Source organism: Burkholderia pulmonis, from assembly GCF_984667975.1.
The window spans coordinates 1,147,196-1,161,899 of sequence record NZ_OZ480187.1 but is presented as its reverse complement, the minus strand read 5'-3'; the positions used below and the strand labels follow the sequence as shown (position 1 = coordinate 1,161,899).

The 14,704-nt window shown below is 68.7% G+C and carries 14 protein-coding genes; 4 read left to right on the top strand and 10 right to left on the bottom strand.

Going from position 1 to position 14,704, the window contains the following annotated elements; all coding sequences use genetic code 11:
• Positions 1-6: 6 nt before the first annotated feature.
• The 5 genes from AC5LXK_RS21950 to AC5LXK_RS21930 all read right to left on the bottom strand — a co-directional run bounded on the left by AC5LXK_RS21950 (position 7) and on the right by AC5LXK_RS21930 (position 6,569).
• A complete protein-coding gene (locus AC5LXK_RS21950; RefSeq protein WP_493393579.1) occupies positions 7-1,818 on the bottom strand; it encodes a putative porin in 1,812 nt (603 codons plus the stop codon).
• Between the two features lie 92 nt (positions 1,819-1,910).
• Positions 1,911-2,609: an energy transducer TonB family protein gene (locus tag AC5LXK_RS21945; RefSeq protein ID WP_493393577.1), complete on the bottom strand. Its 699-nt coding sequence runs from the start codon at positions 2,607-2,609 to the stop codon at positions 1,911-1,913.
• Positions 2,610-2,613: 4 nt separating this feature from the next.
• Positions 2,614-3,024: an ExbD/TolR family protein gene (locus AC5LXK_RS21940; protein ID WP_043177386.1), complete on the bottom strand. Its 411-nt coding sequence runs from the start codon at positions 3,022-3,024 to the stop codon at positions 2,614-2,616.
• Between the two features lie 19 nt (positions 3,025-3,043).
• Positions 3,044-4,849 (bottom strand): DUF2341 domain-containing protein, encoded by a 1,806-nt coding sequence (locus AC5LXK_RS21935; protein ID WP_493393575.1) that lies wholly within the window; start codon positions 4,847-4,849, stop codon positions 3,044-3,046.
• Positions 4,850-4,916: 67 nt separating this feature from the next.
• Positions 4,917-6,569, bottom strand: a complete 1,653-nt coding sequence (locus tag AC5LXK_RS21930; protein WP_493393573.1) for a ShlB/FhaC/HecB family hemolysin secretion/activation protein — start codon at positions 6,567-6,569, stop codon at positions 4,917-4,919.
• Here AC5LXK_RS21930 and AC5LXK_RS21925 point away from each other — a divergent pair.
• The 3 genes from AC5LXK_RS21925 (at position 6,568) to gspK (ending at position 8,961) form a co-directional block, all read left to right on the top strand.
• Complete coding sequence (locus AC5LXK_RS21925) at positions 6,568-7,068, top strand: hypothetical protein (protein WP_493393572.1); 501 nt, start codon at positions 6,568-6,570, stop codon at positions 7,066-7,068. The genes AC5LXK_RS21930 and AC5LXK_RS21925 overlap by 2 nt on opposite strands.
• A 300-nt stretch (positions 7,069-7,368) precedes the next feature.
• Positions 7,369-7,932, top strand: a complete 564-nt coding sequence (locus AC5LXK_RS21920; RefSeq protein ID WP_493393570.1) for a hypothetical protein — start codon at positions 7,369-7,371, stop codon at positions 7,930-7,932.
• 33 nt (positions 7,933-7,965) lie between these two features.
• Positions 7,966-8,961, top strand: a complete 996-nt coding sequence (gene gspK / locus AC5LXK_RS21915) for a type II secretion system minor pseudopilin GspK (RefSeq protein ID WP_493393568.1) — start codon at positions 7,966-7,968, stop codon at positions 8,959-8,961.
• A gap of 28 nt (positions 8,962-8,989) precedes the next feature.
• Here gspK and AC5LXK_RS21910 read toward each other — a convergent pair whose 3' ends face one another.
• A complete protein-coding gene (locus tag AC5LXK_RS21910; RefSeq protein ID WP_493393566.1) occupies positions 8,990-10,645 on the bottom strand; it encodes a type II toxin-antitoxin system Phd/YefM family antitoxin in 1,656 nt (551 codons plus the stop codon).
• A gap of 164 nt (positions 10,646-10,809) precedes the next feature.
• Between AC5LXK_RS21910 and AC5LXK_RS21905 the strand changes: the two genes are divergently transcribed.
• Positions 10,810-11,634: a hypothetical protein gene (locus AC5LXK_RS21905; protein ID WP_493393565.1), complete on the top strand. Its 825-nt coding sequence runs from the start codon at positions 10,810-10,812 to the stop codon at positions 11,632-11,634.
• 217 nt (positions 11,635-11,851) lie between these two features.
• On the opposite strand, the gene AC5LXK_RS21900 is transcribed toward AC5LXK_RS21905, so the two are convergent.
• The 4 genes from AC5LXK_RS21900 to AC5LXK_RS21885 all read right to left on the bottom strand — a co-directional run bounded on the left by AC5LXK_RS21900 (position 11,852) and on the right by AC5LXK_RS21885 (position 14,687).
• Positions 11,852-12,112, bottom strand: coding sequence for a FecR/PupR family sigma factor regulator (locus AC5LXK_RS21900; protein WP_493393563.1), 261 nt, complete (start codon positions 12,110-12,112; stop codon positions 11,852-11,854).
• A gap of 266 nt (positions 12,113-12,378) precedes the next feature.
• Positions 12,379-13,374 carry a FecR family protein gene (locus AC5LXK_RS21895; protein WP_493393561.1) on the bottom strand — a complete coding sequence of 332 codons (996 nt, stop codon included), beginning with the start codon at positions 13,372-13,374 and terminating at the stop codon, positions 12,379-12,381.
• 11 nt (positions 13,375-13,385) lie between these two features.
• Complete coding sequence (locus tag AC5LXK_RS21890; RefSeq protein ID WP_059240062.1) at positions 13,386-13,934, bottom strand: RNA polymerase sigma factor; 549 nt, start codon at positions 13,932-13,934, stop codon at positions 13,386-13,388.
• Between the two features lie 6 nt (positions 13,935-13,940).
• A complete protein-coding gene (locus AC5LXK_RS21885) occupies positions 13,941-14,687 on the bottom strand; it encodes a secretin and TonB N-terminal domain-containing protein (protein WP_493393559.1) in 747 nt (248 codons plus the stop codon).
• Positions 14,688-14,704: the final 17 nt, after the last annotated feature.

Below are 14,704 nucleotides of genomic sequence, written 5' to 3'. Positions count from 1 at the left end.
CTCCGGTCAGAAGCGAGCATTGAGCTCGATCTGCAGCACGTCGATCGATACCGGCGGCCCGTACACCTCCTTCGAGCTCAGGTAGCGGGCCGACACCCACGTGTCGCGCGCAACCGCATACGCGGCGCCGATCACGTAGCCGCGCGCGTTGGTGCCGCCGAGATGGAAGTCGGGATCGTTGAACGCGTCGAGCACGGCGTCCGGCTGCAGGTACTTGTATGCGATCGAGAAATTCCACTGGCCCTTCTCGCGCGGCTCCGGCTCGCCGACCGTCGCCTTCGCGAGGAAGCCGTTCGGGCCACTGCGGTAGTCGGCGCGCGTCGCGTTCACCGACGTCGATTCGTAGTTGTTGACCGGCAGCGACGCCGCCGCGAACGCCTTGTTGTCGTTGTACGCGAGGTTGCGCACGTATTCGCCGTCCAGGCGCAGCTTGAAGCGGTCGGCCACCACCGTGTCCCACTGCGCCTTCAGGTCGAGCAGCCGGTAGTTGTACGCGAGCCCGAACAGCTGCGGCTGCGGCGTCATCCCCGGCGCGAGGTTCGGGTTCTGCACGATGTTGCGCAGTGCGATCAGCGTATTGCCGCCCTGCATGAACGCGGGAGCCTGGTTGTCGGTACTGCAGTTCGTCGCGCCGAGATACAGCGCGCACGGCGACGACAGCGTGCCGCGCATGTTCTGGAAGTCGTAGTACGCGACCGCGCCGCGCAGCCGGTTCTTCGCGTCGATCTTCCAGTCCGCGCCGAACTGCGCGCCGAACATCCACTTGGTGTCGCTGCCGGCCTTGTCGGTGCTGTTCGACGGGAAGTTCTCACTCGTGTACTGGATCGGGAACACGCCGAGCGTGCCGAACAGCGTGACGTCCGGATTCCACGGCAGCGCATGGCGCAGGTTCGCGGCCAGCCCGTCCATCATCAGGTCGTCGGAGAACACCAGATCCGACTTGAAGAACGGATTGTCGAAACGGCCGGCCGTCACGTTCAGCCACGGGGTCGGCTTGTACGCGAAGAACGCCTTGTTCAGCCAGATGTTCTTCTTCCCCCAGCCGCCGCCGGCGGTCGACGTCGTCGACACGGGCCCGTTGTCGTTGCCGCTCGCGAGCTGGAGGCCGGCCGTCATTTCGTCGGACAGCGTCGCCGTCACGCCGAGCCGCGCACGGTAGCGCAGCAAGTTGTTGCGGTTCTGCGTGGTGTTTTGCGTCGGCAGCTGCGTCGTGTTGGTGTTCGGGTTGATGTCGAACCCGCCGCCCTGGTTGATCGCCGCGAAGTTCGTGACGTTGTTCGCGTTGCGGCTGCCGTAGAAGTGATACTCGTCGCGCACGCGCAGGTCGCCGTCGAGCTTGATGCGCGACACCCAGTCGGGAAACGTGTTCGGCTGCGCCCAGTTCTCGGACTTCGCCTGCGCGATCACTTCCTGCTTCACCTGGTCGCGGATCTGGTCGCGCACGAGCTGCGGCACGTACGGCACCGCCACATCGCCCGGCTGCGTCGGCGGGTTGACCACGCCGCCCGCCACGACCGGTGCGCCCGACGCGCGGGCCGCCCTGGCCTGCGTGGCTTCGGTACGCGCCTCGCTGATCAGCTGGTTCGCATTCTGCTGCGTGAGCACGCCGCGCTTGACCAGCAGGTTGATCAGGTTGATCACCACGCTTTCGGTCGGCGCGGCCTTCCCCGATGCCGCCTGCGTCTCGAGCGACTGCCCGTGCGCGACGGACGCGCACGTCAGCCCGAGCGTCAGCACCGCCGCGCCGACGCGCGACAGGCGCGCGGGCGGCGCGCCGTTGCGGGGCACCCCACCCCGTCCGTTCATCTTCCGAATCATCGAAGCACTCCGAACAATTTTCGTTTCTTTTCCGGCAGCATCCGTGCGACGGCGCTGCCCCATGATTCTTTCGTGGTTTCTCGTGTGCATCGTCATGCCGGCTTGCGGCCCTGGAGCCTGACGAGCACCGGATACGACGTCGCCGGCGGCGGCACTTCGTCCACCTTGCCGAGCGCCTCGACCGCCGCGACGACGGCCGTGTCGATCTTCGCGTCGCCGGTCGACTGCGCGATCGTCACCTTCGTGATCCGCCCGGCCGCGTCCATCCACAGGTTCAGGCTGCCCGCGAAACGCGCGCCGCCGGCCTCCTGCACGCCCTTGTCCTGCTCGATCGCACGCTGCAGCACGTACACCATGTATTGCGCGTAGCTCGCATTGCCGAACTTGCCGCCCCCGCCGCTGCCGAGCAGGCCCGAGCCGTCGCCCGCGCCGATGCCGAAGTTGTCGGTGCCGGCCTGCGCATCCGCATTCATCGTCATCTGCTTCGGCTGGTTGTCCGACGGCTTCGGCGCCTCGGACGGCTTCGGCGCGATCGTCGGCCGGTCGACCGGCGTCTTGACCTCTTCCTTCACCTTCTCGGGCGGCGGCTTCTGCTTCGGCGGCGGCGGGGGCGGCGGCAACGGGATCACCGTCGTCACCTGCGGCGCGCTCACGCGCTTCACGCCCGCGGTGTCGCCCGCGAAACGCCAGATCAGCGCGGCCAGCCCGGCGAGCACGAGCGCGATCGCAACCGGCTTCACGAAGCGGCCGGGGCCTTTCTGCGGCGGGCCGCCGTTGTAGGTCATTTCCATCGCGTCAGCCGCCCTGCTTCGCCTTGCCGGTCACGAGCCCGACCTGCGACAGGTCGAGCCGGCGCAACAGGTCCAGCACATCCATGACCTTCTGGTACTGCACGCCTGCGTCGCCCTTCAGCACGATCGGGAATTCCGGATTGGTCGCCTTCTCGGTGCGCAGCCGGCTTTCGAGCTCGTCCATCGTCACCGGGTACGCGTCGAGGAACACCTGCCCCGAATCGGCGACCGTGATCGCCTTCGTCTTCGGTTTCGCGAGGCTCGCCGACGAGCTCGCCTTCGGCAGGTCGACCTTGATGCCCTGCACCGACGCGGTCGTCATGATGATGAAGATGATCAGCAGCACGTACGCGAGGTCGAGCATCGGCGTGATGTTGATGTCGTCGTACGGCTTGTCGTCGTCCTGAACCTGCATGGTGGTCTCCTGCGTGCGGTCAGTCGGCCAGCACCGCGTGATCGGGCGCGCGGTGGGCTTCGGCGAGGCGCGTGACGAATTCGTCGACGAACACCTGCATGTTCGCGGTCACGTTCTTGTTGCGGATCAGCAGGTAGTTGTAGCCGAACAGCGCCGGAATCGCGACGAACAGGCCCGTCACCGTCGCGAGCAGCGCGGCTGCGATACCCGGTGCGATCGCGTTCACGTTCACGTCGCCGGCCGCCGCGATCGCCGCGAACGTGATCATCACGCCGACCACCGTGCCGAGCAGGCCGAGGAACGGGCCGCCCGAGATCGCGATCGTCAGCAGCACCATCGATTTCGACAGCTTCTGGTTCTCGCGCACGAGCGTCGCGTCCATCGACGCGCGGATCGCCTCGATCGATTCGGACGTGATCACCGTGCGGCCATTGCCGTCCACGCGGCTGTGGATTTCATGCACGCCAGCCTTGTACAGCCGGTACAGCGACGACTGGTACAGCCGGCGGCCGTCGTCGCTCGCTTCGTCGACATGCGCGAGGCCGACCAGATGACGCCCGGCCACTTCGCGAAAACGCTGCACGAAATACAGGTTCGCCTTGTCGACCGTGCCGACGTAGCGCGCCTTCGTCCACATCACGACCCACGACACGAGCGCCATGCCGAGCAGGATCGCGATCACGACCCATGCGTCGACGGTCACCGACTGCACGATCACGCCGAAGTAGCCGAAGCCGAAGCCCGACTGCTTTTCATCGGCGCCGTACGCGACGAGCTTCGATTCCGAGCCCTGCGCGAGCGCGTCGACGGCGAGCGCGGCCGGCGAGCGCGCGATCCTGGACAGACGCAGTTCGTCGAGCGCACCCGCATACGCGGCAAACCCGGCCGGTGCGCCGGCGACGTCCGCACCGACCGTCGCCGCCGCGTTCAGCGCGGGCAGCGTCGCCGCGACCTGCGCGGCCTGCTTGCCGTTCACGTAGACGGTCAGGTTCTTGCCGTCGGCCGTGACGGCGAGATGGGTCCACTGGTTCGCCGCGACCGGCGGGACGGCCGGCGTGCGCACCGGCGCCGGATTGCTGGCCGCACCGTCGGCTTCCGCGAACGGCACGCCGTTGTCGAGGCCGATCAGCAAGGCGTTCGCGCCGTCGCGGCGGCTGTACAGCAGCGTGTTCGGCGCCAGCGCCGACGGCTTCACCCATGCGCTGAACGTGAAGCTGCCGCCTGCGGCCAGGTTCAGCGACGCGCTCGCCGGCAACGTCAGCGACCCCGTGCCGTCGAACCGCGCCCCCTTGCCGACGATGCCGTCCTCGACCGTGCGGAACGACGCGTTCTGCGCGTTGTTGCCGTATGCGGTCGCGTCCTTCGGCGGGGCGCCGGCCGCGCCGTTGAAGTGGTAGACGAGCGTGTAGTCCGCATCGAAGGTCTCGGCCGGCTTGCCGCCGTCCGGCGCCTTCTTGTTGCCGTAGTACATCCAGATCGACTCCGCGGCGCCGGCCGGCATTTTCGGGATGTCAACCCAGATCAGCGCGACGCCGAGCACCGGATCGTATTGCTCGACATGGAAGTTCAGCGGCGTCTTGTCGTCGGCTGCGACGAAGCGGATGTCCGCGCCGTTGTCGGCCAGCCCGTCGAACTGGAAATTGCCCGAATGCAGGCGGATCAGCAGCGGCACGCGGCCGGCCGACTCCGCCAGGTTCGCGCCTTTCGGGCTCGCGTCGATCGTGATCGCCTTCCGGTACGACCAGTCGTTCTGCCACCATGCGTTCGCGATGCCGGGCAGCACGCCGAGCATCACCGCCAACAGGAAAAACAAGACTCGCTTCACGATCCACTCCCCGAATGGGCGGGCGCCGCGTTCGTCGCATCGCCCCGCCACGATCAAAAAAAATCCGTCAGAACCCCAGCCTTACGTAGAAATCGAACCGCGGGCTGTACTGCCGCGTGTAGACGCCCGCCTTCAACGGCCAGCCGGCCTCGAAATCCGCGCTCGCGTACTTCATCAGCTGCAGCCGCGTGCCGACGCCGACGCTCATCAGGTTGAAGCGCGCCGTCTGCTCCGGCAGCGGGCTCAGCAGCCACAGGTGCGCGGCGTCGAAGAACGCGTGGAAGCGCCATTCGTTCAGGCGGCTGCCGACCGCGCCGCCGAGCCACTTCGCGACCGACGGGCTGCGCAGTTCGACCGACGCGATCACGCCGCTGTCGGCCGTGTTCTCGGCCTGCATGTAGCCGCGCACGCTGTTCATCCCGCCCGCGGCGAACTGCTCGCTCGACACGAGCGGCGAGTTCGAGATCTGTGCGTTCACGTGCGCATTGGCCTGCATGTCGTTCGCGAAGCGCTGCGTGTGGTTGACGTCGAACTTGCCGTACACGAAATCGGGCGTCGCGTTGTAGCGCTTGTTGTCCCACGCGCCCCAGTCGCTGCCGAGGCCGCGGATGTTGGTCGTCAACGAAGCGGAGAACGACGTCTGCGAGTTCTTCAGGCTCAGCTGGCCGTTGTACGACAGCGTGACCGGCACGTATGTGAGCGGCGCCGTCGAGCCGCCCTGGCCCGGCAGCGACACGTCTTCGTCGTAATGCTTGCGGTCGATCTCGATGCTGACCGAGTGCGCGTAGGTCTCCGACGCCGGCAGCGAATAGATCGCGGTGAAACCGTACGTGGTGCCCTTGCCGAGCACGTTGGTGTTGCCGACCGACGCGACGTTGCTGTCCGAATGCACGACCGTCGCGAGGAAGCTCCAGCGCGAATCCTTGATCGGCGCGAGATACGAGAATGCGTAGACGCGCGCATCGTTCGGATGCTGCGGCGCGATCACGTAGGTGCCGGAAATCACGTGGCCAAGCTGCCAGAGATTCGAATAGCTGAGGCTCGCGGTCGTGCGCAACGTCGACGTGCCGGGGCTGTTGTCGTTGTTCAGTTCGAGCGAGCCGTGCAGCGGGCTGTGATCGTCGACCTTCAGGTCGACGTCGACCGTTTGCGGCAGCGCACCCGGTTTCAGCACCGGAATCACCTGGCGGTCCGCCGACCGGTTCAGGTCGGTCAGCTGCTGCTGCGCCTGGTTGAAATCGGGTACCTGGCCTTCCGCGAGCGCGGGCACCGCATCGCGGATGTTCTGCGGCGAGTTGTATTTCGCGCCGTCCACGCGCAGGCGTCCGACTTTCGCCTCGGTCACCTTCAGCAGGATCACGCCGTTCTTCACCTGCTGCTGCGGCAGCTCGACGACGACCGACTGGTAGCCGCGGTCCTGGTACGCCTTCTGCAATGCGTCACGCGCCGCGTTCACGTCGGCGAGCGTGCGACCCGGCCCCTCGAACGGATACACGGCCTTCTCGATCTCGAGCGCCGGCAACGTCGTGTTGCCGCGCACCACGAAGGCATTCACGTCGAACGACTGCGGCGCGGCCGGTGCCGCCTTCGCCGCCGGCGCGGCTTCCTGCGCATGAATGCCCGGCGCGATGCTCAACCCTCCGGCCAGCACGGCGCCGGCCAGGCATCGGCCATCGAGTCGCCATCGTTCGCGTGACTTGCGGTCTACTCTCGGCGGCATGCGCCATTCCCCTTTGTTGTTCCGGATCGAAGCGTTGCGCACCGCGCCAGCCGTTCGCTCCGCTATCAGTTGCCTGTTTCACTTTGATGACTATTTGTTCGTCATCCTTATCATGATCTTCGCGATGCTTTCCGTGATTCCCGCATCCGGTGTGTTCGCCCGCATCTACCGGAAAGGACGAAGCGAATCCGGACAACCCGCAACATCCGGAGCGCAGCGTCACGACCGGCGGCCCGACGACGCATCGACACGGCTGCGCCGGTCGGCAACGACCCTCGTGCACGGCGCACGAGTCGCCGCTCTCACCTACCTAGACGGAACCGGGCGCGCATTGCCGCAAACTTTTTTTCGCGGGCTGTCCGGCTCGGCGCCGGAAGCAGGAGACGCCCGCCGGCGTGCGACCTGCAATACGCGCGCAACGAAGGCCCGCGCGAATCGCGCGGAACGTTGCGAAGGAATGTGCGTGGCCCCCGTTTCGTGTGCGTATCGTTTGCCGTAACCGTCCGGGCGCCCTGGCACCGGGCGCAGGTGCGGTCGCCGGCAAACGTGTTGCCGCCCCGAAAGCATCACGCCATGCGTGGTGCCCCTGCGGACGGCACGACAATCCTCGGGTTTCAACCGGGAAGTTTTTGTGACATTCCACTGAAGATATGCACGATTCGCACGCGGGACCGTCTTCGTTCGCCAGGTTCGCGATGCGGCGCTGCGCAAAGCCCCCCCTGTCGTACGAAATCCTGCGGTTTGCGGCGGCCCGCTTCGTCCTAGCTATTGGGTAAAACATCAACGACGGGATGAATCGATGTCATTCGCCACGATGTTCGTACGGTGGCTCGCCGGGCGCCTGTCCGGCCATGCCGCGACCGCCGGCCGGCCGCACGCCGCGTTCGCCGCGGCGCGGCGCCCGTTGCGCTGGCGCGCGCCGTGGCTGGCCTGGCAGCTCGCGTCGTGGATCGTGCTCACGGTGCTCGCGCCGCCGATCTGGACGATCGGCACGCTGCTGCTGATCAACGCGTCGAGCGACCAGCCGCTGTTCTGGATGCTCGCGATGGCGATCGTGCCGGTCGCCAACGGCGCGGCGATCGTCGCGACGAACCAGCGGCATCACCGCATCCCGTTCACGCGGCGCACGACGGTCGCGCTGTACCTGTTCTTCGTCGCGATGGCGCTCGGCTGTGCGCTGTTCGCGCTGCTGCTGTGGCGCTCGCATGCGATCGCGTCGCTGGTCGGCCCGCTGGCCTTGACCACCGACGGGCCGCATCCGGCGACGCTCGCGTTCTGGGTGACCGGGCTCACCGCGATGTTCGGCGTCACGTCATCTGCGCATGCGAGCATCGCACACGCGTGGCTGGCGTTCGAGCCCTGAACGCCATCGCGCCGCGACAGCAGGAGCATGCGCATGCATCGACATGGAAGATCCGGGAAGGCGCGGCCGCCGCGCGAACGCGGCATCGCGATCGTGACGGTGCTGCTCGTCGTCGCGCTGGCGGCAACGCTCGCGGCCAGCGTGCTGTGGCGCCAGCAGGTCGCGACGCGCGACGTCGAGAACCAGCGGCTCGCGACACAGACGATGTGGGTCGAACGCGCGGCGGTCGAATGGGCACGGGCGACACTGCGCGCACAGAGCGCGACATCGAACGTCACGTTCGTCGGCCAGCCGTGGTCGTCGCCGGCCGCCGACGTACAGCTCGCCGACCTGCTGCCGCCCGATGCCGCGGCGGTCAACGCGGAGCTGTCGCGCGCGTGGATCTCCGGCCATGTCGAGGATGCGCAGGCGCGCTTCAACCTGACGAACCTCGTGATGCGCGTGGCGCCCGGCAAACCATGGCAGGCCAACGGCGAAGGCGTGCTTGCCTATCGGCGGCTGCTCGGCCAGCTGTCGCTCGATCCCGCGCTCGCGCAACAGACGGCCGACTACATGCTGCGCTCGCTGCGCAACACGAACGGCCCCGACGGCTGGCCGCTGCAGCTCGTGGCCATCGACGATCTCGCGCGCGTGCCCGGCTACGATGCACATGCGGTCGAAACGCTGGCGCCGTTCGCGACAATCCTGCCGGACCTCACCACCGTCAACGCCAATACCGCGGCCGAGCCCGTGCTCGTCGCCGCGATCCCGACGCTGTCGCCCACCCAGGCCAAGCGGCTCGTCGACCGGCGCGGCACCGCGTATTTCGTCAGTACCGGCGACGTCGCCGAATACCTGCTGCCGGCGCGCGGCGGCAACCCGACGCTGCCGGACGGCTCGACCGTCGGCGTCAACAGCACCTACTTCATCGTGCATTGCCGCGTGCACTCACCGCGCATCAATGCGCGCGTCGACACGCTGATCGCGCGCTACGGCAGCGGCAACTTCACGTGGACATCGGTGATCTGGGTTCACCGCCTGACGAGCTGAGCGCGACGCCTGCGCGCCGCGCCGCCGGCTAGTTCAGCGACGATTCGCTCAATGCAACGGCCCGCATGCCCTGCGCCGCCGCGCAGTCGAACGACAGCCGCGTGAGGCTCGTCTCGCGCACTTCGCCGAGCAGCCGGTTCCAGTCGTCGATCGACACGAGCAGCGCGATCGGCCGGTTGTACTTGGTCACCATCACGAGTGCTTCGCCCGCGTGACGCAGCGCCTTCGACGGATTGCTGCTGAAGTCGCGCGTCGCCATCGCGATCGTGCGCAGGCTGAACACGTTCGCGGCCGGATCGCCGCCATCGTCGTGCAGCAGGCTGTCGAGCGTCGCCGCGCGCAGCAGCGCCTGCGATTTCGCCGACAGCCGGTTGTCGCGACGCCGGCGCCGCTCGCTGCGCGGATCGACGTGTACGGCCAGCATCCGCACGATCTGGCCGAGCGTCGCCGCGGGCAGCTGGTCGTAGCGCCGCCACCAGTCGGGCGGCAGCGCGATCATCATCCCCGCATAGGTGGCCGCGACGCCGTCGGCGATATGCGCCGGCACGCGCTCCGCATCGCGCTCGTCGAGGCCGAGCGCACCGGCGACGACGCGCGTCATCACGCTGAACGCGTTGTACGCGAGTGCCGCGATCCCGCTCGCCAGCAACGACGCACGCGCGGGCACGCCGCCGAACGGCGTGCCGTCGAGCACGAGATCGAGCGGCAACGGCAACGCATCGCGCCAGCGACGGCGCGACAGGTGCATCACCTGGCACGCGTCGAACTGTTCGGCCGGCAGGTTCGTCAGCACCGCGACCGTCGCAGCCGCGTCGACACCGGCTGCGCGCCCCCGCCATTCGATCCGCCTGAGTACGCCGGCTGCGTCGCCGTTGCCCGCCGTGCCGACCGTCTGCTCGCGAACTTCGCCGCCTTCCAGCGGACCGGCATCGCGCCAGCCGCCGAGCGGCCGGCACGCAGCCGCGCTGCCGTCGTCGCGCAGCACGAACGCGCCGCCGCGGCGCGGCCAGCCCGCTACGATCGCATCGGTATCGAAACGCCCGTCGACGATCCACAGCTCGCCGGGTCGCACCGCTTCCAGCAGTGCGCCGACGAACGCGCGTTCGTGCGCACGCCCGCGCTCGACCGGCAGCAGGTCGACGATCATCGCGAGATCCGGATCGTAGACCGGCAGCACGCGCGCACCCGTCATGCCGATCGCCGCGTCGCGCGCCGGGTCGTCGCACGCACGGCCGCAGCCGCAACCAGCCGTGTCGGGCCCGCAGCCGGCGCCGTCCAGCACGCGCAGCCGCATGCCGCCGGATACACCGACCCGTTCGTCGGCCCGCGCCGCCGCGACGGGCAGCAGCAGATCGGCGCTGTCCCGGACGAGCGCACGCCCCCAGCCGGCCCGCCACCGGCTCATGCCGTCGTGAAGCGCGGCCACGGCGGCGCCGGAGGCGAACGATCCGTGTCCGGCCGCCGGCTGCAGCATCGACGGCATCTGCGCCTGCGCGGCAAGCGCCGCGATCGCGTCGACCGCCAGCGCGAACAGCGTCTCGCGAATCGACTCGTCGTCGGGCGCCTCGTCCGCGTCGGCCCCTGCATCGATCCAGTCGTCATGCAGCGCGCACTGCAGCACGAGCCGCGTCATGATCGTCATCGGGCTCTGTTCGACGAAGCGTTCCACGATCGTGCGCATCATGCGGTCACTCCCCACTGTTCGTCCGGGCCCGCCGGCCAGCCTGCGACGCGGCGCAATCGCACTTGACGGGCCGCCCGCAACACCGCAGCATCGTGGGCGACCCGATCCGCGCGACGACGCGCCGTCGCGGCAGTCCGCCCGCAATCGATGCACGAGGCACCGGCATGTACGTAGATCCACGCGTGGCGCACGGCCGCGCCCGGTTCGACCTGAGCGGCTCGCCGCGGCTCGTCGCCGACGAGCGCCGCTGGGAAATCAGCGACATCGTCACGCGCGGCATCGACGATTTCACGGGCGCGCGCAACCGCCGCAACCTGCTGCGGCTGCTCGAGCGCCAGATCGCGCCGAAGCTCGCGCGCCTCGGGCTCGAGCCGTACGTCGGCGCACTCGGTCACGCCGAAGGGCTGTTCGTCAATTTCTCGACGATGAGCGCCGAGCACGGCCTGCGCGAATTCCAGCTTCAGTTGACGGTGCCCGATCTCGTGCTGCGCAGCTTCGCGTCGAATGCGATCCGGCCGCACGCGGTCGCGCGCTGCATGCAACGCAACGGCGTGATGTCGCTCGCGGAAATCGAGCACGAGACGCGCATCGCGTTCGTCGCGGCGCGCGTGATGCGTTCGCTTGCCCTCGCGGAAGGCTGGCAGCAGATCGGCGTGCCGACGCCGCACGGGCTGTTCGTCGGCACGCTGACCGATGCCCACGACGTCGCGATGAATACCTATTTCCGCCCCGGCGACAACGACCGTCCGTCGCGCTGGAGCGGCTTCTCCGCGCTCTTCTCGACGATGCCGGACTGGCGGCCGGAACAGGTCCGGCACGGCGGCGAACTGCTGCAATGGATGGTCAACCATATCGTGGCCCTGCAAGAATCCGCACCGTTCGTCGAACGCTTTCCCTTTTTGCGCGAGCCGCTGCGCGATGCCGGCGATCCGCTCGACGCCGCATGGAGCGGCGCACGCGCCGGCCTGCAGCACGGGTCGCCATCCTGAATCGTGCAGCCGGGCTTCCGTGGCCCGGCCGGCACGATCGCACCGCTCGCCGGGCACCGTGCGCGACGGCGATCCGGGAGCCCGTTCAGGCCCCCGTTCCCCGGTCTCCACGCCACGGCCCCTCTACACGGCCCCCTCGCTCTCTCATATACAAGGTCGAAGCGGGTGCGCGTAACCCGCAGAGTTTCTTGCAGCGCCCGCGCATCGCGTCAATGAGTCAATGCGTGCGCGTCGACCCGCCTGGCTCGCCAGGTTCCTGGCGGCCGACCAGTTCCAGCACGGCCCACATCCAGATCAGCTCGCGGACCGTGCGCGCATGCTCGTCGCTCTGCGCGCGCCAGCGCCCGAAGGCATCGCGCTCCTGTTCCGTCGTGTCGCCGGCGCGCAACCACAGCAGCCAGCGCACCGCGCCCTCGCGGATCTCGTCGGCGCGCGTGTTCGCGTCGCCGGAATCCGACTCCCGTTGCGAATCGTTCATGATCACGCCACCGCCCGAAGCTCATTCGACACACCTTCCCCGTGCCGCGCATCGCTGCGCGGCCGGGGCGCTTGCCACCCACGCCTCGGATCCGACGACGCCCCGCCGGGCCGTCACGAAAGACGGCCCGGCGTTTGCCGGCCCTCATGGATAAAGTCGTATCGAAGGGCCGTAACCCGCAGCGCAAACGGCCCCGACGCAGGCGGAGCGATCGCCTGGCGGAGAAAGCGCGAAAGGAAGAAAGGAGGAAAACGCGGGAAGCCGCGTCAGCTCAGCAGCACGATGTTGCCGGGCAGGCGCGTGATGTGCGCGCCGTACAGGCGGCCGACCATGTCGATCACATCGTCGAGCCGCGTGATCGGGAACTGCGCCTGCATCCGGTTCGTGCCGAGCGACGCGTTGCGCAGGATGACCTTGCCGCGCCGGTAGCGGTTGATTTCGTCGACGACGTCCGACAGCGGCACGCCGTTGAACACCAGCATGCCGCGCCGCCACGCGCTGACCGCGCCGGGATCGATGCGCGACACGGGGTGCACGCCGCGATCGTCGTAGACCACCTGATCGTCGGCGTTCAGCGTGCGCGCACCGCGCGGATGCTCGAGCGCGACCGTGCCGGACAGGCAGGTCACGCAGACCTGCGTGCCCGTGCGCCGCACGTTGAAACGCGCGACCGTCGCCTGCATGCGGCCGCCGCCCGCGACCACCGTGACGGGCTGGATCGGCGTCGCGCGGCCGGCCGGCGGCGCGACCGCGTCGATCTCCGCCTCACCCGCGACGACTTCGACGCCGTGCGGGGCATCGCTCGCCGGCAACACGTCGAGACGCGTCTGCGTATTCAGTTCGACCGTCACGCGCGACGAAAGCGCGACGCTGCGCTGCTCGCCGGTCCCCGTGTGGTAATCGGCCGCGAGGTCGCCCAGCGACGGCCACAACTGCATCGGCGGACGCAGCGCGAGCCACGACGCGCCGGCCGCGACCGCGAAGCCGATGAACGCGCGCCGCCCGGTCCGCATCGTGCGCTCGCGCTTTGCAACGTTTGCCCAGGCAGCGGCAGTGCGTTCCTCGTGCGCGAGTTCGGTCGCGGCCGTGCGCAGCGAGCTCCAGGTGTCGCGCAGCAGATCGGCGGCTTGCGGACGATCGGCGCACCAGCGCTCGAACGCGTCGGCTTCGGCCTGGCTCGCGTCCCCCGAGCGCAGACGCAGCAGCCACGCACTCGCTTCGTCGAGTTCGTCGTGGGCAGGTTCGGCCTGGGCTTTCGTCATCGTCCGGATGCTCAAAATTTACGCGGGCCGCCTCGCGTGCCCGAGTACGGATCACCGTCTTCCTGCATGCGCTGCAGGCAGTACTTCATCGCCGCGCTCAGCTCGCTTTCCACGAGCCGCAGCGAAATGCCGAAATGCTCGGCGATCTCGCGGTTCAGCAGGCCGTCCACGCGGGCGGCCAGCAGGATCGCGCGGCGCCGCGGCGGCAGGCCGCGCAGCACGTCCTTCAGCGTCTCGACCTTGCGGCGCGCCGCGACGATGCGCTCGGGGTCGGCCAGCTCGTCGGGCATTTCCAGCAGCGTCTCGACATCGTCGTCGTGCAGGTGGCGCCGTTCGCGGCGATGCTGGTCGATCGCGACATTGTTCGCCATCCCGAGTATATAGGCGTCCGCGTTCGTCACCTGCGTGGAGACGTTCGCGTTCTCGAGACGCAGCCAGGTTTCGTGCAGCGCGTCGGCGGCGCCGTCCTTCGACCCCGTCACGCGTTCGAGGCGCCTGACGAGATACGCGTAGCGCGTCGCCAGCAGATTCCGGAGCCCGCTGCGGTTGCTGTCGGACATGGCGGCCTAGCCCCGAACGGCCGGCTGCGGCGCCGGACAGCGGACATGCACACCGTTGCCGGCAGGCCGCAACAGGATCGTGACCGGCTGCGGCAGGTCCGCAGGCGGCGCGTCGTCCAGCTTCAATGCACGCAGCGCGCGCATCACCGCCGCGTCGCGGGCGGCCGAACCGCTCGATGCCACCATGTTGACCGCCACCACCGCCCCCCTGTTGTCGATGCGCACCTGCGCGACGAGTCGATAGCTGCCCGGCACGGCCGCTGGCTGCGCGCAGAGCGCATCGATCAGATGCGCCTGCAGCAGGCCCGCAAACGCGCGCCGATCGCCGGAATCGCCGATCCCGTCGATCGGCAAGGCCGCATCCGCCGGCGTGTCGGCCGTCGCGGGCGCCATCTCGGCGGCCGGCTGCGCGACGATGATCGCTTCGTCCGGCCGCGAGAATTCCGCACGCAACCCCGTTCCGGCCAGCATCCGCTCGAGCGCGTCGCGCGGCGCGAATTCACCCTGGACCGGCGCACTCGTGCGCCCGTCGAGCAGCGGCGCCGGCGCCAGCACGATCAGCTCGGTGAGCCGCGCGAAGTCCTGCAAGGTCTTCGCGAGCGGCTGCGCGGGCAGATCGAAATGCACCGCGCTACCCGGCTGACGGCCGATGGAACCGGTCTCCTGCGCGTGCACGCCGCGCATGCACAGCACGACGAACGCGAGCCACGCGACGAGCGCCAGGACACCGGTCGGCGCCCGTGAACGAGTCATGAATGCCTGGACGGAAG

Coding starts and splice junctions, on each gene's coding strand:
- AC5LXK_RS21890 (WP_059240062.1), bottom strand. CDS start 13,934: ATGTCCGACAGCAACCGCAGCGGGCTCCGGAATCTGCTGGCGACGCGC.
- AC5LXK_RS21895 (WP_493393561.1), bottom strand. CDS start 13,374: ATGACGAAAGCCCAGGCCGAACCTGCCCACGACGAACTCGACGAAGCG.
- AC5LXK_RS21930 (WP_493393573.1), bottom strand. CDS start 6,569: ATGCCGCCGAGAGTAGACCGCAAGTCACGCGAACGATGGCGACTCGAT.
- AC5LXK_RS21950 (WP_493393579.1), bottom strand. CDS start 1,818: ATGATTCGGAAGATGAACGGACGGGGTGGGGTGCCCCGCAACGGCGCG.
- AC5LXK_RS21900 (WP_493393563.1), bottom strand. CDS start 12,112: ATGAACGATTCGCAACGGGAGTCGGATTCCGGCGACGCGAACACGCGC.
- gspK (WP_493393568.1), top strand. CDS start 7,966: ATGCATCGACATGGAAGATCCGGGAAGGCGCGGCCGCCGCGCGAACGC.
- AC5LXK_RS21925 (WP_493393572.1), top strand. CDS start 6,568: ATGCGCCATTCCCCTTTGTTGTTCCGGATCGAAGCGTTGCGCACCGCG.
- AC5LXK_RS21920 (WP_493393570.1), top strand. CDS start 7,369: ATGTCATTCGCCACGATGTTCGTACGGTGGCTCGCCGGGCGCCTGTCC.
- AC5LXK_RS21910 (WP_493393566.1), bottom strand. CDS start 10,645: ATGATGCGCACGATCGTGGAACGCTTCGTCGAACAGAGCCCGATGACG.
- AC5LXK_RS21905 (WP_493393565.1), top strand. CDS start 10,810: ATGTACGTAGATCCACGCGTGGCGCACGGCCGCGCCCGGTTCGACCTG.
- AC5LXK_RS21940 (WP_043177386.1), bottom strand. CDS start 3,024: ATGCAGGTTCAGGACGACGACAAGCCGTACGACGACATCAACATCACG.
- AC5LXK_RS21945 (WP_493393577.1), bottom strand. CDS start 2,609: ATGGAAATGACCTACAACGGCGGCCCGCCGCAGAAAGGCCCCGGCCGC.
- AC5LXK_RS21885 (WP_493393559.1), bottom strand. CDS start 14,687: ATGACTCGTTCACGGGCGCCGACCGGTGTCCTGGCGCTCGTCGCGTGG.